At 67.4% G+C, this 21,768-nt stretch carries 23 protein-coding genes and 1 tRNA gene; 7 read left to right on the top strand and 17 right to left on the bottom strand.

The annotated features are described in order from the left end of the window. Positions 1-26: 26 nt before the first annotated feature. Positions 27-1,160, top strand: coding sequence for a dimethylsulfone monooxygenase SfnG (gene sfnG / locus MFF22_RS10060; RefSeq protein ID WP_238248836.1), 1,134 nt, complete (start codon positions 27-29; stop codon positions 1,158-1,160). Positions 1,161-1,348: 188 nt separating this feature from the next. Here the strand turns inward: sfnG and MFF22_RS10055 are convergent, their stop codons facing one another. The 3 genes from MFF22_RS10055 to MFF22_RS10045 form a co-directional block, all read right to left on the bottom strand. Further along, entirely contained in the window at positions 1,349-2,236 is an 888-nt protein-coding gene (locus MFF22_RS10055; protein ID WP_238248835.1) for a cation diffusion facilitator family transporter, read from the bottom strand. 87 nt (positions 2,237-2,323) lie between these two features. Further along, the gene (locus MFF22_RS10050; RefSeq protein ID WP_238248834.1) at positions 2,324-2,560 is read right to left on the bottom strand and encodes a hypothetical protein; all 237 of its coding nucleotides are present in this window, start codon (positions 2,558-2,560) and stop codon (positions 2,324-2,326) included. A 4-nt stretch (positions 2,561-2,564) separates the two neighbouring features. After that, entirely contained in the window at positions 2,565-2,813 is a 249-nt protein-coding gene (locus MFF22_RS10045; protein WP_238248833.1) for a VOC family protein, read from the bottom strand. Positions 2,814-2,981: 168 nt separating this feature from the next. On the opposite strand from MFF22_RS10045, the gene MFF22_RS10040 reads away from it, so the two are divergent. The 3 genes from MFF22_RS10040 (at position 2,982) to MFF22_RS10030 (ending at position 4,472) form a co-directional block, all read left to right on the top strand. Next, a complete protein-coding gene (locus MFF22_RS10040) occupies positions 2,982-3,680 on the top strand; it encodes a glutathione S-transferase N-terminal domain-containing protein (protein ID WP_238248832.1) in 699 nt (232 codons plus the stop codon). Positions 3,681-3,684: 4 nt separating this feature from the next. Further along, complete coding sequence (locus tag MFF22_RS10035; protein ID WP_238248831.1) at positions 3,685-4,080, top strand: UCP034077 family protein; 396 nt, start codon at positions 3,685-3,687, stop codon at positions 4,078-4,080. Between the two features lie 158 nt (positions 4,081-4,238). Beyond that, positions 4,239-4,472, top strand: coding sequence for a hypothetical protein (locus tag MFF22_RS10030; protein WP_238248830.1), 234 nt, complete (start codon positions 4,239-4,241; stop codon positions 4,470-4,472). A gap of 6 nt (positions 4,473-4,478) precedes the next feature. Here the strand turns inward: MFF22_RS10030 and MFF22_RS10025 are convergent, their stop codons facing one another. From MFF22_RS10025 to MFF22_RS10000, 6 genes are all read right to left on the bottom strand, one after another. After that, positions 4,479-5,165, bottom strand: coding sequence for a response regulator (locus MFF22_RS10025; protein WP_238248829.1), 687 nt, complete (start codon positions 5,163-5,165; stop codon positions 4,479-4,481). Beyond that, entirely contained in the window at positions 5,162-7,879 is a 2,718-nt protein-coding gene (locus MFF22_RS10020) for an ATP-binding protein (RefSeq protein WP_238248828.1), read from the bottom strand. The genes MFF22_RS10025 and MFF22_RS10020 overlap by 4 nt, the downstream gene beginning before the upstream one ends. 3 nt (positions 7,880-7,882) lie before the next feature. Beyond that, entirely contained in the window at positions 7,883-8,488 is a 606-nt protein-coding gene (locus MFF22_RS10015) for a K(+)-transporting ATPase subunit C (RefSeq protein ID WP_238248827.1), read from the bottom strand. A gap of 86 nt (positions 8,489-8,574) precedes the next feature. Then, positions 8,575-10,662 (bottom strand): potassium-transporting ATPase subunit KdpB, encoded by a 2,088-nt coding sequence (gene kdpB, locus MFF22_RS10010; protein ID WP_238248826.1) that lies wholly within the window; start codon positions 10,660-10,662, stop codon positions 8,575-8,577. Positions 10,663-10,714: 52 nt separating this feature from the next. Next, a complete protein-coding gene (gene kdpA, locus MFF22_RS10005; protein WP_238248825.1) occupies positions 10,715-12,430 on the bottom strand; it encodes a potassium-transporting ATPase subunit KdpA in 1,716 nt (571 codons plus the stop codon). A gap of 23 nt (positions 12,431-12,453) precedes the next feature. Further along, positions 12,454-12,543 carry a K(+)-transporting ATPase subunit F gene (locus MFF22_RS10000; RefSeq protein ID WP_017484418.1) on the bottom strand — a complete coding sequence of 30 codons (90 nt, stop codon included), beginning with the start codon at positions 12,541-12,543 and terminating at the stop codon, positions 12,454-12,456. A 527-nt stretch (positions 12,544-13,070) separates the two neighbouring features. Here MFF22_RS10000 and MFF22_RS09995 point away from each other — a divergent pair. Next, the gene (locus MFF22_RS09995; RefSeq protein WP_238248824.1) at positions 13,071-13,295 is read left to right on the top strand and encodes a hypothetical protein; all 225 of its coding nucleotides are present in this window, start codon (positions 13,071-13,073) and stop codon (positions 13,293-13,295) included. Positions 13,296-13,308: 13 nt separating this feature from the next. On the opposite strand, the gene MFF22_RS09990 is transcribed toward MFF22_RS09995, so the two are convergent. From MFF22_RS09990 to leuC, 4 genes are all read right to left on the bottom strand, one after another. Beyond that, entirely contained in the window at positions 13,309-13,761 is a 453-nt protein-coding gene (locus tag MFF22_RS09990; RefSeq protein ID WP_238248823.1) for a cupredoxin domain-containing protein, read from the bottom strand. A gap of 109 nt (positions 13,762-13,870) precedes the next feature. Then, the gene (locus MFF22_RS09985; RefSeq protein WP_238248822.1) at positions 13,871-14,359 is read right to left on the bottom strand and encodes a hypothetical protein; all 489 of its coding nucleotides are present in this window, start codon (positions 14,357-14,359) and stop codon (positions 13,871-13,873) included. Between the two features lie 522 nt (positions 14,360-14,881). Further along, positions 14,882-14,966 (bottom strand) — tRNA-Leu (locus MFF22_RS09980). A gap of 92 nt (positions 14,967-15,058) precedes the next feature. Next, positions 15,059-16,471, bottom strand: coding sequence for a 3-isopropylmalate dehydratase large subunit (gene leuC / locus MFF22_RS09975; RefSeq protein ID WP_238248821.1), 1,413 nt, complete (start codon positions 16,469-16,471; stop codon positions 15,059-15,061). A gap of 238 nt (positions 16,472-16,709) precedes the next feature. On the opposite strand from leuC, the gene MFF22_RS09970 reads away from it, so the two are divergent. Then, the gene (locus MFF22_RS09970) at positions 16,710-17,678 is read left to right on the top strand and encodes a 2-hydroxyacid dehydrogenase (protein ID WP_238248820.1); all 969 of its coding nucleotides are present in this window, start codon (positions 16,710-16,712) and stop codon (positions 17,676-17,678) included. Next, positions 17,675-18,550 (top strand): AprI/Inh family metalloprotease inhibitor, encoded by an 876-nt coding sequence (locus MFF22_RS09965; RefSeq protein WP_238248819.1) that lies wholly within the window; start codon positions 17,675-17,677, stop codon positions 18,548-18,550. The genes MFF22_RS09970 and MFF22_RS09965 overlap by 4 nt, the downstream gene beginning before the upstream one ends. 9 nt (positions 18,551-18,559) lie before the next feature. Here the strand turns inward: MFF22_RS09965 and MFF22_RS09960 are convergent, their stop codons facing one another. From MFF22_RS09960 to MFF22_RS09945, 4 genes are all read right to left on the bottom strand, one after another. After that, the gene (locus MFF22_RS09960) at positions 18,560-19,177 is read right to left on the bottom strand and encodes a cytochrome b (RefSeq protein WP_238248818.1); all 618 of its coding nucleotides are present in this window, start codon (positions 19,175-19,177) and stop codon (positions 18,560-18,562) included. Positions 19,178-19,316: 139 nt separating this feature from the next. Then, positions 19,317-19,889: an NAD(P)H-dependent oxidoreductase gene (locus MFF22_RS09955; RefSeq protein WP_238248817.1), complete on the bottom strand. Its 573-nt coding sequence runs from the start codon at positions 19,887-19,889 to the stop codon at positions 19,317-19,319. Between the two features lie 104 nt (positions 19,890-19,993). After that, entirely contained in the window at positions 19,994-20,653 is a 660-nt protein-coding gene (locus tag MFF22_RS09950; RefSeq protein WP_238248816.1) for a class I SAM-dependent methyltransferase, read from the bottom strand. 2 nt (positions 20,654-20,655) lie between these two features. Next, positions 20,656-21,768, bottom strand: a 1,113-nt coding sequence (locus MFF22_RS09945; protein ID WP_238248815.1) for a glycosyltransferase family 4 protein, incomplete at its 5' end; no start/stop codon positions are given.

The following is a 21,768-nucleotide window of genomic DNA, read 5'->3' as shown; positions in this document are numbered from 1 at the left end:
TCGCGTGCGAAGGTTGTCGGCTAGCCATGACGAATCATAGCGATCATCATCGGATCCAAGGGGATCCATCCGAACCCATTCGCTTTGCCTATTGGGTGCCGAACGTCTCCGGCGGACTCGTGATCAGCCGCATTCCCCAGCGGACGAGCTGGGACGCCGACTACAATCGCAGGCTCGCTCAGATCGCCGAAGAGGCCGGCTTCGACTATGCCTTGACCCAGATCCGCTTCACCGCCGGCTATGGTGCCGAGTACCAGCATGAATCTGTTGCCTTCAGCCACGCCCTTCTGGCCGCGACCAGTCGTCTGAAGGTCATCGCGGCCCTGCTACCGGGGCCGTGGAACCCGACCCTCGCCGCGAAGCAGATCGCAACCATCTCGCATCTGAGCGGCGGGCGGATCGCTGTGAACATCGTCTCCGGCTGGTTCTCCGGCGAGTTCAGGGCCATCGGCGAACCGTGGCTGGATCACGACGAGCGGTATCGGCGTTCGGAGGAATTCATCCGCTGCTTGCGGGGAATCTGGACGCAGGACGCCTTCACGTTCCGCGGAGATTTTTATCGCTTCACGAACTACACATTGAAGCCGAAACCCGTCGACGCCCTGCCAGAGATATTCCAGGGGGGATCGTCCCGGGCGGCCCGGGACATGGCCGCACGGGTGTCCGACTGGTACTTCACCAACGGCAACACTCCCGAGGGCCTTCAAGCGCAAGTCGAGGATATCCGCGCCAAGGCGGCGTCCCAGGGCGATGCGCCGAAGATCGGCGTGAATGCCTTCGTCATCGCCCGCGACACCGAGGAGGAGGCCCGGGCCGTCCTGGACGACATCATCGCCCATGCGGATCCGGAGGCGGTCAAGGCGTTCGGACACGAAGTGAAGAATGCCGGCAAGGCGAGCCCCGAGGGCGAGGGCAACTGGGCAAAATCCAGCTTCGACGATCTCGTGCAGTACAACGACGGCTTCCGGTCGAACCTGATCGGCACGCCGGACCAGATCGCTGCGCGGATCATCGACCTCAAGGATGCGGGCGCGAACCTCGTGCTGCTGGGCTTCCTGCATTTCCAGGAAGACGTCGCATATTTCGGCCGGGAGATCCTGCCACGGGTCCGCGCCCTGGAAGCTGCCCGCGCCGGGACGGAGGCGGCCGCAGCAGCCTGATCCGGATTGTTCCAGCCGGCTGCTGCTTGAGTTCGACGGGGAGATCATTCGCCCAGGGTGTCGGGCGAGCGTGCCTGCGCCGCCGTCTTTGCGAGCGCAGCGAAGCAATCCAGGGAGGCGGAACGTCGAGGTTGAGAAGACCTCGTCGCCCCCGAAGGACTCTTTCAGCAGCCAATTAGCCTATCCCTTCAGAGAACCGGCAATCCACGGGCCTTGGCCTCGTCCCCCGGTTCGACATGGATCGTCACCACGGTCCCGGGGATCGAGCTCTCCAGGGCGTTTTCCAGGCGGTCGCAGATGATGTGAGAGTCGGCGACCGTCATGTCCCCCGGCACCACCAGATGGAAATCAACGAAGGTCGCCTGACCTGCCGAGCGGGTGCGGACGTCGTGCGCCTCCAGGGCCCCCTCGCCGTGCTCTGAGATCACCGCGCGGACCTTGCCGAGGATCTCCGGCGCCGCAGCCTTGTCCATCAGGCCATCGACCGATTCGCGGACCATGCGGTAGCCGGACCAGAGGATGTTGAGGGCGACGAGCCCGGCGATGGCCGGATCAAGCACCTGCACCCCGGAGAACCAGACCGCAGCGACGCCTCCGAGCACGCCGATGGAGGTGAGGACGTCCGCGAAGATATGCCGGGCGTCGGCGATCAGCGCAGGCGAACGCCATTCCTTCCCCCAGCGCAGGAGCGCCCAGGCCCAGGCGGCGTTGATCACCCCGGCGAGGGCGTTGATGGCAAGGCCGGAGGCCGGCGCGTCGAGGGGTTTGGGTTCGAGGAAGCCGATATAGGCTTCCCGCAATATCAGCAGCGAGGCGACGACGATCAGCGCGCCCTCGATCACCGCGGAGAAGAACTCAGCCTTATGGTGACCATAGGGGTGGTCGTCGTCCGCCGGCTGGGCGGCGATGCGCAAGGCGATGAACGCCCCCACCGCCGCGACCACGTTGATGATGCTCTCAAGCGCATCCGAATAGAGCGCGAGGCTCCCGGTGAGCCATGCGGCGTAGAATTTCAGCGCCGTGACGGCGACGCCGATCCCTGCGCTGAGCAGGGCGGCTTGCTGCGAGCGTTCCATGGCCGAACCGGTGTGAAGGGCTCACGGTCCATATCCGAGTGCCCCCTCGGAAGACCACGGCAAAGCTTCGAGCGACGGGAATACCCTTTAGCCTTGGCTCAAATCCATGGTGGCGCCGTTTGCCGGCCTGCCACGGGCCGTCTCGCGGATCCGGCTGCGCTCGGCCTGGAGGCGTGCCCGCTCCGCCTTCCTAGCCAACCGCCGCCTCTGCCACCCGAACCGGGCTTGCGCCGCGAGGGCGTCGAGGCGGGCGGCCTCGCGCATCCAGTAATCCACCAGTTGCCCGTCGAGCGTCACGCGCACGGCAGCGATCTTGCGGTCCATGCTGTCACTCCTTCGGTGGCGGAGGCTCGTCCGTCGGCTCCACGAGAAGCGCTTCATCATCGCCGCGGAAGCTGCCGAGGCCGGATTCGGCGACTGGAACGGCGGGGCTGCCGTAGGGCTCACTGGGGTAGGCCTCTTCGAACCGTGCCCTCGCCTCGTCAGGGCTGTCAGCCTTGAGGACGATTTTGTCTTTCCCGGGAAGGGGCCAGCGCGGGTCGGCGGGATCGCGGGGACGCACGGCGTACCACGGCATCGGTGTTTTTCCTTCGGCGTCGCTCCGGGTGGCCTTCGGCGGCCTCGGGCGGGAGAATAAGTCCCCCGGCACGATTCGGTTCTGTCCGCTTGATCCGGGTCGCCCTTCGACCCACCTCCTGCCGGTCAGTGTCCGGGTCCGCCTTTCGGCCCGCAACGAGGACGTGTGATGATCGACCTGTATTATTGGCCGACCCCGAACGGCCACAAGATCACGATGTTCCTGGAAGAGGCGGGGCTGCCCTATACCATCAAGCCGGTGAACATCGGCAAGGGCGAGCAGTTCGAACCGGACTTCCTGAAGATCGCTCCGAACAACCGCATGCCGGCCATCGTCGATCACGCGCCCGAGGGCGGTGGGACTCTCAGCCTGTTCGAATCCGGCGCGATCCTGCTGTATCTCGCGGAGAAGACCGGCCGCTTCCTCCCCAAGGAGATGTGCGGCCGTTACGAGACGCTCCAGTGGCTATTCTGGCAGATGGGCGGCCTCGGCCCGATGCTCGGGCAGAACCATCACTTCAACCAGTATGCCCCCGAGAAGATCGATTACGCGATCAAGCGCTACGTCAACGAGACCAACCGGCTCTACGGCGTCCTCGACCGGCGCCTCGCCGACCGGGAGTTCATCACGGGTGCCGACTACACCATCGCCGACATGGCGTCGTACCCCTGGATCGTCCCGTGGGAGAAGCAGGGGCAGAACCTCGATGAGCATCCGAACCTGAAGCGCTGGTTCCACGCCATCGCGGAGCGGCCCGGCACCAAGGCCGCCTATGCCCATGCCCCGAGGATCAACCCTGATTTCGGGAAGACGATGAGCGAGGATGCCAAGAAGATCATGTTCGGGCAGACTGCGGCTCCCCGTTAGACCGATGGACAGCGTCGGCCGGGGCCGCGTGATCGCAGGCGCGCTCTGCGCCTTGGCGCACGCGATGCCCGCCTTGAGCGCCCCGGCCGACAGCCTCGCCGGCTTCTGGTCCTATCTCGGAGGCTGCGCCCGCTTGAAGGGCGTGCCGCCGGGCGCTGCGGGCTCGGAGGTGACGGTGCTGTTCAGCCTCCGGCGGGATGGGTCGCTCCTCGGCCAGCCGCGGATCACCCATTCCCATCTCATCGGCAGCGGCGAGGACCAGCGGGCCTTCATCGCGGCGTCCCTGGGCGCCGTGTCGCGCTGTCTTCCGGCGCAGATCACCGATGGTCTCGGGGGCGCCATCGCCGGTCGGCCCCTGAGCCTACGCCTGTTGAGCAAAAAGCCGGAACGCGCGTTGTGACGGCATCCGGTGCCCGGTGACGTCCACGAGCGACATGCGACGGGCCGGTCCTCACGACTTCCTCATTCCTGGCCGCCGTTCGCCCCCTCGAATGCTCATGCCGGCCACGCCATGTGTTGCGCGCGGCCCCCTGAGGATCGCGCGAACCCCTCACTTTCATGTCCACCGCCCTTTCACTCAGCGATATCCCCGCCCGGCCCATCCGCCCTGAGGAGAACCGCTTCGTCGTCGGCCAGGATTCCCAGGGGCGATGGGTCGCCGTGGAGATCCACGGACGCGGTGGCGGCCTGTTCAAAGACAGGAAGACTGCCTGCCATTACGCGGCGGGCGAGACCGGGCGGCGGGCTGACGCCGTGATCATTTCCCACGACAAAATCGAGCTTGCCACCTGACCGACGTCACGGCGTATCGGGGGCGCGGAGACGGTAGCCGACCCCGGTCTCCGTCAGGAGGAGGCGGGGTCGTTCGGGATCCGCTTCGAGCTTCTGACGGAGCTGGCGCATGTATACCCGCAGATATTGTGGATCGGACGAGGTCGAGACCGCCTGCATCAGTTGAGCATGGGTCAGAACCTTACCGGCATGGAGCACGAGCACCCGCAAAAAATCGTATTCCCGTGGGGTCAACTTCACCTCGTCCTCGCCCACCCTGACGATGCGCCTCACGAGATCGACGGTGAGACCCTCGACGCGGAAGATCGGCTGCTCGCCCTGCGTGGCGAGTTGGTGGCGCAGAGCCGCCCGCAGGCGCGCCAGGAGTTCAGCCATGCCGAAAGGCTTGGTGACGTAGTCGTCGGCTCCGAGGTCGAGGGCTTCGACCTTTCCGGTCTCATCATCACGGCTCGAGAGCACCACGACGGGAAGGGCCGGATAGGCGGCGCGGATCGCCTTTAGGAGGTCGTGTCCGCGCATGTCGGGCAGTCCGAGATCGAGGATCGCAAGGTCGGCCCCCTCCCGCGCCAGCAGGTCGAGGGCGGTACGCCCGTCCGGCGCCTCCAGGATGGCGTAGCCCTGAGTCGAAAGCCCCATGCGCAGGAGCTTGCGGATCGGCGGCTCGTCATCGATCACGAGGACGGTGGCGCTCATGCGGCGATATCCCTGCGGGCGGCTCCGGCCGGGACCGGGAAGGTCACCGTGAAGCAGGCACCGGAGCGGTCGCGCCGGTTGGCGGCGGTGACGGTGCCCCCCATGGCTTCCACGAACCCGCGCGAGATGGCGAGGCCGAGCCCGGTCCCGGCCCGGACACGGTCTCCCTTCCGGGCGCGATAGAACTTATCGAACACCCGCTCGGTCTCCTCGTCGGGCAACCCCTCGCCCTCGTCCATCAGGTCGATCCGCACCGCGCCGGCATCGGCGCGGGCCTTCACCGTCACGGCGGATCCTTCGGGGGCGTATTTGGCGGCGTTGTCCAGGATGTTCACGAGCACCTGTTCGAACAGCACCGGATCAAGGGATAAAGCCGGCAGATCCGGCTCGATATCGAGGACGACCTCGTGGCCGTCGAGCACCTTCTCGACCCGGCGCAAGGCGGTATCGATCGTTTCGGCGAAGTCCTGCGGCACAAGATTCGGCGCCACCGCCCCGGCTTCCAGGCGCGTCATGTCGAGGAGGTTGGCGATGAAGCGGTTCAACCGCTCCGATTCCGCGATGATGGTGCCCAGGAGCTCGGCCTTCGCCTCCGGCCCGAGGGCGGAATCGAGGTCTCTCAGGGTGCTCGCCGCCCCCAGCACCGACGACAGGGGCGTGCGCAGGTCGTGGCTGATCGACGTCAGCAGCGCCTGCCGCAGGCGGTCCGTCTCGGCAGCCCTCTCGGCCCGGTCGAGGTCCTCGACGAGACGCACGCGCTCGATCGCCAGCGCCCCCATATCGGCCAGGGCATCAAGGAGGCGCCGGTCCTCCGGTGTGAGGATCGGCCCCGTCCTGTCCGCGTCGAGGCCGACGACGCCGATGATGCCGCGGCCGGTCCGCATGGGGATGAACAGCCGCCGCGCACCGGGCAGCGTGTCGGCCCCGCGCCCCGCCGGACACTCGTTGTCGAAGGCCCAGCGGGCGGCGGCGAGGTCAGCCCCGTCGAGGCGGTCTTCTGGCGGATAGCCGGCCCGGACCGTGACCGTATCGCCCTCAGGCAGGAGGATCACCGTACGGACCTTCAGCATCGCCGCCATCTGGGCGCAGGTCGCCCACAGCACGTCGTCCAGGGTCCCGCAGCCGGCGAGCTTCCGGGAGAACCCGTAGAGCCGTTCGGTCGCCCGCGCTCGGGACTGGCTGATCACCGCCGTCAGGCGCGAGCGCGCCGCGAGGTTGGAGACGAGGACGGCGACGATGGTGAACAGGATAAAGGCCGCCACGTTCGACGGGTCGGCGATCGTGAAGGTGTAAAGGGGCGGCAGGAAGAAGAAGTTGTAGGCGAGTGACGCCGCGACCACCGAGGCGAGGGACGGGCCGAGGCCCCAGCGGATCGCCACGGACACGACCCCCGTCAGCAGAAACAGGTCCGCGTTCTCCGACCCCAGGAAGGGCTGAAGCAGGAGGGCGAGGCCGAGGCCGATGGCCGTGACCAGCATCGCGAAGGCGTAGGGCGCCGCGCCCGGGCCACGCACCGTTTCCGCCACAGCGATATTCCGGGGCCGCACAGGCTCCAGCGCCATCGCCTCGCCGGGTACCACATGGACGCTGATCGCCCCCGACAGCCGCACGAGGTCGTGGACCACCGAGCCGTTCACCAGTTCGAACAGCCACGAGCGGGACGCCTTGCCGACCACGATGTGATTGACGTTGGCGGTCCGGGCATAGGCCACGATGTCCTCGGCGATCCGGCGCCCCCCCGGGACCGTGACGGCGTCGCCCCCGAGCCGGTCGGCGAGGCGCAGGGCGTCGGCGATGCGGTCGCGCTGGACGTCGTTGTGCGCGGCCGAGCGCGGGCCTTCGACGACCAGGGCAGTCCAGGGGGCGTGCAGGCGGTCGGCGAGGCGTTTGGCATACCGGACAAGGTTGCCCGCCCGGGGATCGTCGTCGAGGCAGACGAGGACGCGCTCCCCCGCCGCCCAGGGACCGGCGATGGCGTTGGCCCGCATGTGGCTGAGCAACTCGTCATCGACCCGGTCTGCGGTGCGGCGCAGGGCTAGTTCGCGAAGGGCAGTGAGGTTGCCCCGGGAGAAGTAATGCTTGAGCGCCCGTTCGGCATTGTCCGGCACATAGACCTTGCCGTCCTTCAAGCGCTGGATGAGATCGTCCGGGTTGAGGTCCACGACCTCGATGTCGTCGGCCCGGTCCAAGACGCTATCGGGGACGGTCTCACGCACGCGGATACGGGTGATCGAGGCCACCACGTCGTTCAAACTCTCGACATGCTGGATGTTGAGGGTCGTCAGGACGTCGATGCCGGCATCCAGCAACTCTTCCACATCCTGGTAGCGCTTGGGATGGCGCGAACCCGGCGCGTTGGTGTGGGCGAGTTCGTCGACCAAAGCCACGGCCGGCCTGCGGGCGAGGATGGCGTCGAGATCCATCTCCTCCAGGGTCGCACCGTGATAGGGTACCCTCCGCCGGGTGATGACCTCGAATCCCTCGAGCAGCGCCTCAGTCTCCACCCGGCCATGGGTCTCGACTACGCCGACCACCACGTCGGTTCCGGCGGTCAGCCTCGCCCGGCCGATGGTCAGCATCTCGAAGGTCTTGCCGACGCCGGGGGCGGCGCCGAGGAAGACCTTCAGCCGGCCACGCGTCCGCTCCTCCCGACGGACTGCTTCGAGCAGGGCGTCGGGCGAGGGGCGGTTCGGGTCGCGGCCGGTCTCTGGCATGGTTCAGGGGCGAGCGAGATCATTCAGGGCGAGGTTCAGCGCCAGAACGTTCACGCGCGGCTCGCCGAGGATGCCGAGGGTACGTCCCTGGACACGCGACGTCACCAGGGCGCGCAGACTCTCCTCCGGAACACCGCGCGCCTTGGCGACGCGGGGTACCTGGAACAGGGCTGCCTCGGGTGAGATCTCCGGATCGAGCCCCGAGCCGCTGGTGGTGACGAGATCCACCGGGACGGCATCGGTGGGGTTCTCGGCCCTGAGCGCAGCGAGGTCACCGCTCACGCGCTCGGCCAGGGCCTTGCTGGTCGGTCCGAGGTTCGAGCCCGCGGAGTTCGACGCGTTGTAGGGGGCGGGCAAGGTCTTGGTCGCATCGGCCGGGTCCGGCGCGGTGGTGGCCGAGGGACGCCCGTGGAAATAGCCGGCCTTCGTGAAATTCTGGCCGATAAAACCGGAGCCGACGACGCGACCGTCGCGCTCGATAAGGCTGCCGGCCGCCTTCGCGGGGAAAAGGGCCCCGGCCAGACCGGTCATGGCGAGGGGGTAGGCGAGACCCGTGATCACCGTCAGGGCAAGGCCGATCACGAGGGTGGGGCGGAGATGGGTGAGCATGACGGAAGCTTTCACGATTCACTGGCGTCGTTTCAGTCCCCTCGCCGTCATCGCGCGCACCGGGCGGCTATGACGGTGGCGGGGCATCAGGCGAGGTGCAGGGCGCTGACGGCGAGGTCGATGGCCTTGATGCCGATGAAAGGGACGATCATCCCACCGAGGCCGTAGATCAGGAGGTTCCGGCGCAGGAGCGAGGCGGCGCCGACCGGCCGGTAGGCGACGCCCTTCAGGGCGAGCGGGATCAGGGCAATGATGATCAGCGCATTGAAGATGATCGCCGACAGGATCGCGCTCTGCGGCGAGGCGAGGCCCATGACGTTCAATGCCTGCAACTGGGGATAGAGCGCGAGGAACATCGCCGGGATGATGGCGAAGTACTTCGCCACGTCGTTGGCGATGGAGAAGGTGGTGAGCGCACCCCGGGTCATCAGCAACTGCTTGCCGATGCCGACGATCTCGATGAGCTTCGTGGGATCGCTGTCGAGGTCCACCATGTTGCCGGCCTCGCGGGCGGCGACCGTGCCGGTGTTCATGGCGACACCGACATCGGCCTGGGCGAGGGCCGGGGCATCGTTGGTGCCGTCTCCGCACATGGCGACGAGCTTGCCTTCGGCCTGCTCCCGGCGGATGAGCGCCAGCTTGTCCTCGGGCGTCGCCTGGGCGAGGAAATCGTCCACGCCCGCTTCAGCAGCGATGGCGGCGGCGGTCATAGGGTTGTCGCCGGTGATCATCACCGTCCGGATGCCCATCCGCCGCAGCTCGGCGAAGCGTTCGCGGATGCCACCCTTCACGATGTCCTTGAGGTAGACGACCCCGAGCAGGCGTCCGTCGCGGGCGACGGCGAGCGGCGTGCCGCCGCCCTTGGCGATGTCCTCGGCGATGGCCCGGACCTCCGCGGCGGCGGCCGGCTCCCGCTCGAGGACGGCGAGCCCGGCACCCTGTCCGCGGGCGGCGGCCGGCTGCTCGGTCAAGGACGCGATCACGGCCTCGACGGCGCCCTTGCGAATCGACGAACCCTGAAGGTCCACACCGGACATCCGCGTCTGCGCGGTGAAGGGCACGAAGGTGGCATTCAAACCGCCCATATCCCGGGCGCGGATGCCGTACTTCTCCTTGGCAAGGACCACAATGGAGCGGCCCTCGGGAGTTTCGTCGGCGAGGGAGGCGAGCTGCGCCGCGTCCGCCAGGTCCTTCTCGCCGATGCCGCGGATCGGCCGGAACTCCGTCGCCTGCCGGTTGCCCAGGGTGATCGTGCCGGTCTTGTCGAGGAGCAGCGTGTCCACGTCTCCGGCCGCCTCGACGGCCCGGCCCGACATGGCCAGCACATTGAACCGCACCAGCCTGTCCATGCCCGCGATGCCGATGGCTGAGAGCAGCGCGCCGATGGTCGTGGGAATGAGGGTGACGAACAATGCCACGAGCACCACCACGGGGATGCTGCCCCCGGCATAGCTCGCGAAGCTCGGGATGCTCGCTACCGCGAAGACGAAGACGAGGGTGAGCCCAGCGAGCAGGATGTTCAGGGCGATCTCGTTGGGGGTCTTTTGTCGGGAGGCGCCTTCCACCAGGGCGATCATCCGGTCCACGAAGGTGGAGCCGGCCGCCGCCGTGATGCGCACGGTGATCTCGTCGGAAAGCACTTGCGTGCCTCCGGTCACCGCCGACCGGTCGCCGCCGGATTCGCGGATCACCGGGGCCGATTCCCCGGTGATGGCCGCCTCGTTCACCGAGGCGACGCCAGCCACGACCTCACCGTCGGAGGGGATGAGGTCGCCCGCTTCCACCAGCACTAGATCGCCGACTTTCAGGGACGTGCCGGGAACGGTCTCGTAGCTGCGGTTAGCACCGGTCAGCCTCTTGGCGGTCATCTCCGTGCGGGTGCGCCGGAGGGATTCCGCTTGCGCCTTGCCCCGCCCCTCGGCCAGGGCCTCGGCGAAGTTGGCGAACAGAAGGGTGAACCACAGCCAGAGGATGATCTGGCCGGAGAAGAGCAGGTCCGATCCCCCGGCGATCAGATCCCGGAGGAACAGGACCGTCGTGAGGGCGGCTACCACCTCGACCACGAACATGACCGGGTTCCGGATCATGGCGCGGGGATCGAGCTTGGCGGCGGCTCCAAGGAGGGCCGGCCCGACGAGGGCGGCACTGAACAGGGACGTCGAGGGACGAGACATGGCGGATGTCCGAATGGGGAAGGATGGGGCGGCGGCGACCCGGGGGGGGGGGTCAGCCGCCCGTGCCGAAGGTCTGCCCGGCACTGCCGGCCAAGTGTTCGACCACCGGGCCGAGGGCGAGGGATGGGAAGAAGGTCAGGCCGCCGATGATCAGCACCACGCCGACCAACAGCCCGACGAACAGGCCACCGTGGGTCGGGAAAGTGCCGGCCGAAGCGGGAAGCGTCTTCTTGGCCGCGAGGGAGCCGGCGATGGCGAGCGCCGGGATCTTTACGAAGAACCGCCCCACCAGCATCGCGATAGCGAGGGTCGTGTTGTAGAACAGCGTGTTGGCCGTGAGCCCGCCGAAGGCGGATCCGTTATTGGCGGCCGCGGAGGTGTAGGCGTAGAGGATCTCCGAGAAGCCGTGCGGCCCCGCATTGGCCGGGCCGGCGAGGCCCGCCGGCAGCACCGTCGCCACCGCGGTAAAGCCCAGCATCATCAGCGGCAGGCAGAGGATGCCAAGCATGGCCATCTTCACCTCCTTCGCCTCGATCTTCTTGCCGAGGTATTCCGGGGTGCGGCCTACCATCAGGCCGGCGACGAAGATCGCGATCAGAACGAAGATCAGCATCCCGTAAAGGCCGGCGCCGACACCGCCGACGATCACCTCGCCGAGCTGCATGTTGATGAGCGGGACCAGCCCTCCGAGCGCGGTGAACGAATCGTGCATGGCATTCACCGCGCCGCAGGAGGCGGCGGTGGTGATGACGGCGAACAGGGCCGAGGCTGCTATGCCGAAGCGGGTCTCCTTCCCCTCCATATTGCCGCCGGTGAGGCCGAGCCCGTTTAGCACGGAGCTACCCTGGGCCTCGGCCCAGTAAGTGACGGCGACGCCGGCTAGGAACAGGACCCCCATCGCCGCCAGGATCGCCCAGCCCTGACGCTCGTCTCCGACCATCCGGCCGAAGACGTTCGTCAGGCCGGCCCCGATCGCGAAGATCGTGACCATCTGCACGAAGTTCGCCAGGGCGGTTGGGTTCTCGAAGGGATGGGCGGCGTTGGCGTTGAAGAAGCCGCCGCCGTTAGTGCCGAGCATCTTGATGGCGACCTGGCTCGCCACCGGCCCGAGGGCGATCGTCTGCGTCGCCCCTTCCAGGGTCGTGGCATCGACGGAGGCGCCCAGCGTCTGCGGGATGCCCTGCCAGACGAGAAACAGCGTGTAGATCACGCAGAGGGGCAGCAGCAGGTAGAGGGTCGCCCGGGTGAGATCGACCCAGAACGAGCCGAGGGTTCGGGTGGAGGCGCGGCCGAAGCCGCGGATCATCGCCACCGCCACGGCGATGCCGGAAGCAGCCGAAAGGAAGTTCTGATGCGTCAGCCCCAGCATCTGCGATAGGTAGGAGAGCGTCGTCTCCCCGCCGTAGGATTGCCAGTTGGTGTTGGTCAGAAAGCTCGTGGACGTGTTGAAGGCGAGGTCCGGCGCCACCTCCCCCTGCCCCGCAGGATTGAGCGGCAAGAGCGTCTGCAGGCGCAGAATCGCGTAGAGCAGCACGAACCCGAAGACGTGGAACAGCACCAGGGCGCCGGCATAGCCGAGCCACGTCTGCTCCTGGCGCTCATCGAGGCCCGCCGCGCGGTAGAGGCCGCGCTCGATGGGAGCGAGAACGGGCGAGAGAAAGGTGCGCTCCCCGGTGAAGACTCGGGTCATGTAGAAGCCCAGAGGCTTCACGAGCGCCAGCACGACCACGCAGAAGAGCGCGATCTGGATCCAGCCGTTGAGTGTCATGGGAGTTTGGTCCGGCGGGCCGCTCAGAACCGCTCAGGGCGGACGAGGGCGTAGGTGAGGTAGACGAGGAGGCCGGCGGTCACGAGGGCGCCGAGGGCGAGGTCGAGGGTCATGGCCGCCGCCTCACAGCCGCTCGCACAGGGCGGCATAGCCGGCACTGGCCGCGAAGAAAGCGAGCCCCCCGGCGATGAAAACGACATCGAGCATGGTCACGCAGTCCGTTCGGCGGGCCGCCGCGGCCATTCCGCGACCGATCCCCGCCGACGGCCATACTGGCCGCGAACCGCGTGAGGGTTCGAGAGGGAGAGGCGGCCGTTCCCATTAGGATCCCATCAGGATCCCCGGCGGCATCGGCGCCGGCTGGTCACGAACCGATGCAACAAGTGGCCGACGGCGGGAAGGCCTTCGAAGCCGAGGTCTCGAAGGACGGGAAGTCAGTCCCTCGAGAGATCAAGATCCCGGGCGCCGACAAGGGGAAGACCTTTCAGGCTAGGTCAGACGGCAGCGTCCCCACCTGTAACCCGTCACGTTGAGGGCTCCGCTTACAGAGCCGGGACCGTTCGCCTCGCTGCGGCCTCGGGAAACGCCGACGGCCGCAGCATGTTGACGGCATGACGTCCGCACGAGCCAGGAAGACCCCATGCGCCCCGACCCGAACAGCAACACCGCCTGCGGCCCGCAAAACAGGGAGGGGCTTGCCGTCACGCCGCGGGGCACCGTCACTGGAGGCGTCCAAGCTCAGGATGGCCCGATGGATCGGGCCGGGACCGAAGCGGATGCCGAGGCCGGAATGACGAACGAGCCGATCCCCATGGGTGACGACGAGCCGGAGGTCGCCTTAAATCGGCGTCCGGACGATCTCTGAGGACTTATTCCACTCAACCGTTCGGCGACTTGCGCACGTAATTGCCGATGAACGGCGCCTTCTGGTTCGTCGTGCTTGTGCAGGCGTATTCGACCTTGCCGGGCGCTTCCGTACGCAATTTGAGGGTGCCCTTGCCGTTGCGCTTGACGAGATAACCTTTCTCGCTCTCAACGTGGACCAAGTCACCGTCCGAATGGAGCACAAGACCGTTCGAGAATTGGCCTGGAATGGTGAGCGTCACCTCGGCATCGGCATGGCTGACGAGGGTCAGCGTGATGTTCGTGTTCGCCGGAACGAGGAGTTCGGCCGGCGCGCAATCCGGCTTTCCATCCTTCATGCTGATCGTCATCTCGATGGGTGGCGTGACGTCGCTCGACGGCGGCGGCAGCGGCTTGCCCTGCGCCAGGGCGATGGCAGGCAGCAGGGTGAAGGCCAGCCCGAGGGCAGCCGCCGGGGAATATCGCATCACATGGGCTCCGACCGCATCAGTGCGGTGACCGGTCAAGGAGCGATGCCGGGTGGGGTTCCTCTGCGCGGCATCACGCCCGCCCCCTTCGCCGGAGCGGGGTACGCCTTCAACTCCGCCGAAAACGGGGGGGGACGGGACGGAACGTCTCGAAGATACGCCCATCGTCCTGCGGCGCCCAGGGTTGGTCCACGGGGATGCGATAGACGCGGCTTTCCATACCCGCCTTGTAGACCGGGAGGAATATGGCTTGCACGGCTCCGATCCGGTGCGGCCGGGTAGCCGGGGCAGCCCTGAACGCTGCGAGGTGGGCGGCATGGCGCTTCACGCGCATGGCGAGCCGGAGCCGATGCGCCCGCGCCGCCAGGCGCCTGCGGTCCCGCCGGTGGAGCTTGGCCACGCGCTTCTTCATGTTGACGAACCGACGCGGGGTCGGGTTCTGGCTGAGGATCGTCTTGATATGCTCGACATTCCCCGCCGCGATGACCTTCGCCCCGGCAATGGGGTTCGCGGCAGTCCGCTCATACGTCGAGGGCGCGACCCGGTTGGCCGCGGTGATACATCCCACGCAAATGGATGCCGAGAGGTGCGTCCACATTTTCTCCTGGCGATCCACCGTCGCCGACTCCCTGGCCAGGACGGACTCCCCATCCCGTTCGATTGCATCTCGCCCACGGTTTGACATGCCGCTGCGTGGGCTGGCGAAGGAGGGTGTCGCGATCGCCGCGACCAGGATCGCAGCGGCGAGTGAGCGGATCGCGGGGTGCAAGAATCGCTCCGGCAAAGATGATATTCAGCTCATCTTCGGTGAACACCGAGCGATTCTGCAAGTCGTTCGGAGTACGTAAATCACTCGTTTACGCAAATTTTGAGCTCAATGGCCGCGCTGATCGGCAAAACATCCGATTAGCTCTGGTCAAGCAACCTATACAATCCCATTAATATCGAACATATCTGAAAAAATATTGGACTCAAATGAGGTGTATCGACGTCATGTAAATGGCTCTGTGAGGGCCAAACGACGTCACAACGGCAGGGAACGCATTCGCTTACCGAATGGTGCCTGCGTCGCTCAAATTGTTCTGATGATGTCGTGCGGATCAGCGCTTTAGGCGGCTGATGGTGCCCAGGAAAGGACTCGAACCTTCACCTCTTGCAAGACTGGTACCTGAAACCAGCGCGTCTACCAATTCCGCCACCTGGGCATGCCGTCGGCCTTGGCCGGCGACCGGGTTCGTTTAGGCGGCGCGGGGCCCTGCGTCAATCGCGATTCCGCCGCGCCGTCATTTTCGTGTCGTCAGGCGTGGGGCCACTCGCGGATATCCACGAAGCGTCCAGCCACGGCCGCCGCGGCCGCCATCGCCGGCGAGACGAGGTGCGTCCGCCCGCGGGGTCCCTGCCGGCCCTCGAAATTACGGTTCGAGGTCGAGGCGCAACGCTCGCCCGGCCGGAGCTTGTCCGGGTTCATGCCGAGGCACATGGAGCAGCCCGGCTCCCGCCAGTCGAAGCCCGCCGCCTTCAGAATCTTGTCGAGACCCTCGGCCTCCGCCTGGGCCTTCACGAGGCCCGAACCCGGCACGATCATCGCCGAGACGCTCTGATGGACCTTCCGCTCGCCGACCACCCGGGCGACTTCGCGCAGATCCTCGATCCGGCCGTTCGTGCACGATCCGATGAAGACACGATCGAGCGCGATGTCGGTGATCCGGGTGCCCGGCGTCAGGCCCATATAGGCCAGGGCCTTCTCCTTGGATTGCCGCTTGTTCTCGTCGGCGATCTCCGACGGATCGGGGATCCGACCCTGGACCGAGATCACGTCCTCCGGACTCGTGCCCCAGCTCACGAGCGGCGGCAGGTTGGCCGCGTCGAGGCGAACCTCCCGGTCGAAATGCGCGCCCTCGTCGGTGACGAGGCTTTCCCAGTAGGCCCGGGCCCGGTCGAAGGCCGCGCCCTTCGGCGCCTTCGGCCGGTCCTTCACGTAGGCGAAGGTAGTCTCGTCCGGGGCGACCATGCCGGCCCGGGCGCCGCCTTCGATGGACATATTGCAGATCGTCATCCGCCCCTCCATCGAGAGGGCGCGGATCGCCTCGCCGGCATATTCCATCACGTGGCCGGTGCCGCCGGCGGTGCCGATCTCGCCGATGATCGCCAGGATGATGTCCTTGGCCGTCACCCCCGCCGGCAATCTGCCGTCGACGGTGATGCGCATGTTCCGGGCCTTCTTCTGCACCAGCGTCTGCGTCGCGAGCACGTGCTCGACCTCCGACGTGCCGATGCCGTGCGCCAGCGCCCCGAAGGCCCCATGGGTCGAGGTGTGGGAATCGCCGCACACGATGGTCTGGCCCGGCAGGGTGAAGCCCTGCTCCGGCCCGATGATGTGGACGATGCCCTGACGCCGGTCGAGGGCATCGTAGAACTCGATGCCGAAGTCACGGACGTTCTCGGCCAAAGCCTCGAGCTGCGTGCGGCTGTCGGGGTCGTCGATGCCCTTGCTGCGGTCGGAGGTCTGGACGTTGTGGTCCACCACGGCCAGCGTCTTGGCCGGCGCCCGGACCTTCCGGCCGGCGGCGCGAAGCCCTTCGAACGCCTGGGGACTCGTCACCTCGTGAACGAGGTGGCGGTCGATGTAGAGGAGGCTCGTGCCGTCCGGCTGAACATCGACGACGTGTTCGTCCCAGATCTTGTCGTAGAGGGTGCGTGGGCTGGTCATGGTCTTGCTGTCTTCGGAGATGGCCTCGGTTCAGCGCTGTCGCTTCTGTCCGAGCCCCCTTAGTAAGGACCGGCGGCGCGTTTCGAAAGGGGCGCCGGCCTTACACAGGGGAGAGTTGAAGGGCGAAAGGGTCGCGTCTGTCAGGAAGCGTGCATCCTGACGCTAGCGCCCCCGGCCCGCCAGGGCGTATGGCCTCGCTGATCCCGCCGGATCGAACTCTGGGAAGAGCTAAGCACCGATGACCGGAGCCCCGCCCGCCGACATCCTGCTTCTGCGCAAGATGCATCCCCTGGTCGAGCGAACGCTCGACAGCCGCTTCACGGTTCATCGCCTGGAGCACGCCGCCGACCCGGACGCCCTGCTGCGGGGCGTTGGCCCGCGCGTCAGGGCCGTATGCGTCGGCGGCGCCATCGACGGGTCGCTGATGGACCGGCTCCCGAAGCTCGAACTCATCGCCAATTTCGGCGTCGGCTACGATGCCGTTGACGCGGGCGCTGCCGCCCGGCGGAACATCATCGTAACGAACACGCCCGACGTGCTGACCGACGAGGTTGCAGACCTCGCCATCGGCCTTGTCCTGGCGACCATCCGCCGGCTTCCGCAGGCGGACCGCTACCTTCGCGAAGGCCGGTGGCCCCATTCGCCGTTCCCCCTCACCGCGTCCCTGCGTGGCCGGAGGGTGGGGATCCTGGGCCTCGGGCGGATCGGCCGTGCCATCGCCCGGCGCCTCGAAGGATTCGATGTGGCGATCGACTACTACGGGCGAACCCGCCAAGCCGGCGTCGCCTACACCTATCACGCGACGCCGGTCAGCCTCGCGGCGGCCGTGCATGTGCTGATTGTGGTGGCCCCCGGCGGGGCCGAGACGAAGGGGCTCGTGAATGCGGACGTGCTGGATGCGCTCGGGCCGGAAGGGATCCTCGTCAACGTGGCCCGCGGCAGCGTCGTGGATGAGGCAGCTTTGATCGCAGCCCTCAAGGCCAGGACGATCCTCGGTGCTGGGCTCGACGTGTTCGAGAACGAGCCCCATGTCCCGGCCGACCTCGCGGCCTTGGACAACACCGTCCTTCTGCCGCATGTCGGCTCTGCCTCGGAGCATACGCGGAACGCCATGGCGCAACTGGTGGTCGATAACGTCCTGTCGTGGTTCGAGGGACGCGGGCCGATCACACCGGTGGCCGAGACTCCCTGGAGCCCCGGAACGTGAGGCGATTCCACGCCGCGGCCCTGTCCGTCCTGCTGGCTGCGGTTCCCGTACCGGGCCGCGCTCAGGAGGATCAGCCCGAGGCACCGGGAGCGACGATGCCGGCGGCCAGCCCACCGCCGTCCGCGCCCGCCTTCCCCGAGGAGACGTTGCCCACCAAGGTCGCGGACGTTCCGGGGACGTGGGACCTGTCCCGCGACGGGACGACCCGGCGTTGCGTGATGACCCTCCTGCGGGATCGCGGACCAGCCGGGCAGAAGGTGAACTTCCCGGCCGGATGCCGGCGGGCTCTTCCGCTCATGGGAGCGGTGGCCGGCTGGCTCTATTCAGATGAAGCCGTTCGCTTGGTCGATGCCAACGTCCGCCCCGTCCTGCTGTTCAAGCGGCGACCGGACCGGCGGAGCTACGTCGCCACCGAGCAGGGGGAGACCTACAGCCTCGTCCCCCTCGATATCATTGGAATGCGTCCGCCCGGATCCGAGCCGCCCCAGGCCGAAGCCGTGGTGGCTGCGCCTGCGCCCGCTCCGGACCTCGCTCAGCCGGCGGCCCTGGCCCCGCCCGCGCCCCAGCCGGCGGCACGGCCTTTGGTCCAGGAGGGTGCCCCTCAGCCGGGCACCTACGCCCTCGACCGCTTCCGCCAACAGGGCACCTGCCGCCTCGGCCTTGCAGAGGGCGGCATCGTGAAGCTCCTCCCCGGATGTCAGGACGAGGGGATCGAGGTGTTCAATCCTGTGCGCTGGCGTTTCGCCAACGGCCGGATGACGCTTGTGGCCAAGCGGGGCCACACGATCGAGCTCGTCGCGAACGGAGAGGGGAACTGGCGGCGCGACCCCGAGGTCGGCACGACGCTCGTCCTGCGCCGCACCGAGCCGTAACCAGGTGAATTAACGGCGCATCCCGCGGCCGTCCTGGACCGGCAGCATCCGCTCCAGGATACCGTCCCTGCGGATCACGAGGTGCCACACGGTGCCGGCGATGTGCAGGAGCACGAGCAGGTAGACCGCGTACTGCCCAAAGACGTGGATCGCCTCGAATGTCTTCTGAAGCGACTCGTTCTTCTCGAGTCCGGGGATCGTGAACAGCCAGAAGTACGGCGTGCTCCGCCCGGAAAGGGCGCTGAGCAGATAGCCGCTAACCGGCATGATCAGGAAGATCGCGTAAAGCAACCAATGATTGACCCTAGCGATCAATTCCAGGGCCCGAGGCGTGTTCGGGTCCGCGGGAGCCGGGTGGACTGCCCGCCACAGGATGCGGATCGCCACGATGGCGAAGATCGTGATGCCGACCGACTTGTGCAGGACGAACATCGCGCCCTTAGTCTCGCTGGGCGGAAGGCTGATGGCGACCCAGGCCAGCGGCAGCACCGCGAGGGCGAAGGCGGCCGTCAACCAGTGCAGGAGCTGTGAGATTGGGTTGTAGCGGGGCATGCCCGCCGCGGTCACGTAGGTCGCCGGCAGAACCGATCCGGTCGTTTGCCGCGAAGTCGCCGTGGAACCAGACATGCCGCCCCCGAGAAAGATGACACGCCGCCCCCGAGCCATGTGAGCGGTCGTGCAATGAACACGGTGGCCCGCCGATGTTTCGACGGTGTGTCGGCTCGCCTACTGCTCAGGTAGAGCGCCGCGAAAATGGCGGCCCGCGTTATGCAGCCGCACCCGCTTTCGCCGCGCGGGCGACGTCGATCAGCGCTGAGAGTTCAGACGCCGCCGCCGCGATCCGATTGCCGATGGCGGGGTCGAGCACCGCGTCGTTGGCGATGCAATCCGGCCCGGCATAGATCGATGTCGGGGCGACATGGGCGGCGAAGAAGCCGAACAGCGGCCTCATAGAATGTTCGACCACCAGCGAATGGCGCAGCCCGCCGCCCGTGGCGGTCAGCACCACCGGCCTGCCGGCGAGCTTGGCCGGCTCGATGAAATCGAAAACGTGCTTGAACAGCCCCGCATAACCGCCCTGGTAGACCGGCGTGCCGAGGATCAGGGCATCCGCCCTCTCGATCTCGTCGACCATGCGCGCCGCCGGCAGGGTGAGATCCTCACGCCGGGGAGCACCGAGGCCGGGCCCTGCGTCGAGAAGATCGTAAACCCGCAGATCGATCCGGCGCAGGCGCGACAGTTCCGTCGCGACGGCTTCCACGAGAAACCGCGACCGGGCCGGACGCTTGGCACTGGCGGCGAATGCGACGACGCGGGGAAGGCGCGGCGGGAGTGTCACGATGGTACACCTTCGGGTCAGGTGGGGCCGGTGGCGCAAGGTTCGGGCCGCACCACAATAGGTAGGGCATCGGCGGCGTGATGCGAAGCGCAGCGGCCTGAGCTTCAGGCCCGCAGACGCCAGACGTGGCTACGCTTCGCCTCCGCATCCTCAAGGCTGCGCATCACCGGCACGGTGTATGTGGCCAGGCAGTCGAGTCGATCCTTCGGGAGGTAGGTGCGGCCGGGATCGCCGATCAGCACGGCACACCCCGTGCCATGGATCCGGGACAGCCACTGCGTGACCGCTCCGGCGAGGTCGCGTTCGTAGAAGACGTCGGCGGCCAGAACGAGGTCTGCCTCGCTGTCCGTCCCCAACAGGTTGGTAGAGGTCGCCTCGATGCAGTCGGCCACATCGTTCAGCCTGGCATTCAGACCGATCGCAGCGATCGCGAAGGAGTCGAGATCGCTCGCGATCACATGCCGTGCGCCGGCCATGGCGGCGGCGATGGCGCAGAGCCCGGAGCCGGAGGCGAAATCGACGACACGCCGGCCGGCGACGAGGGTCGGGTTATCGAGGATGTAGCGGGCGAGGGCCTGCCCACCCGCCCAGGCGAAGGCCCAGAAGGGCGGCGGCAGACCGATTTCCTGGAGCTCGTCCTCCGTCCGCTGCCACAGCTCCGTCGCTTCGTCGGCGACATGCAGACGGATCTCCGGCGCATGCGGGACGGGCAAGACCCGCGTATTGGCAGTGATGAAGCCTTCCGGATCGTCGAGCGGGGGCATGGTCACTCGTCCAGAAGGTCTTGCCAGAGACGGCATGTGGCATCGGTGACGGCGGCTTCGGAAAAACCGTCCGTATCGATCCTCCGGCGCGCGGCCGCGCCGTATTCGGCCACGAGGGCGGGATCGTCGGCGAGCCGAACGAGGGCCGCCGCCAGTGCCTCGGGATCGCCGGGGGCTACGAGCAAGCCTTCGATCCCATCCCGCACCAAGGCACGGCAACCCGGAACGTCCGTGGTGACACAGGCCCGTCCGCAGGAAGCGGCCTCCAGCAGGCTGCGCGGCAACCCTTCACCGCCGCGGGAGGGCAGGCAGGCGACGTGATGAGCGGCCCAGACCCCTTCCACATCCGTCGTCGCCCCGTGCCATGCGATCCCCTCCCCTGTCCAACCGCGCAGGGTCGCTTCCGGGATCGCACGGCGGTTGTCGGGATCGGGCGCTCCGTAGAGCGAGAGCTCGACCAGGGCACCGCGGCTCCGGGCGAGGCGGACGCCCTCGACGGCGATGTCGATCCCCTTCGACCAAAGCATCCGCGCGACCACGGCGACCTTCAAGGGAGGCTGCGGCGGCATCGGACCGGGACTGTACGCTGCTGGGTCGATACCGGCGCCTCCCACGACCGTCACCGTACGGTCCGACGGGTCGAGCCCGAGAGCGAGGGCATCGTCGGGGTTCTCGAACAGAAAGCGCGTCCGCTTGGAGGCCAGCGGCCCGCGGATCAGCGCACGAAGAGTCAGACGGGCCGCCTTACCGACCCGATCGTCTCGGGCGCCGATCAGGCCAAGCCCCGTCACCGCGAAGACGCGGCGCGGAATGTCCGCCATCGCCGCCGCCGTTCCCCCAACGAGGATCGAGCGCAGGGCGATGCAATGCACGATGTCGGGCTTGAGGGCTTTGAGGATCGCGGCGAGTTGCCCCGCCGCGTAACCCGCCGCCATGGGGTTGAGACTCGACCGCTCCGCCTCCAACGGGACGACCCTCGCACCCGTCGCGGCGATGATCGCACCATGCGCCCGCACCCTTGCAATCACCGTCACGTCGAAGTCCATCGACACCGCCGCCCGCGCCATCGGCAGGAAATGCGACGCGAAGAACCAGTCCTCGGTGGCGATGAAGGC

It is taken from the genome of Methylobacterium persicinum (assembly GCF_022179525.1).
Classification (GTDB): domain Bacteria; phylum Pseudomonadota; class Alphaproteobacteria; order Rhizobiales; family Beijerinckiaceae; genus Methylobacterium; species Methylobacterium persicinum.
This window is presented reverse-complemented; position numbering and strand designations above follow the sequence as displayed.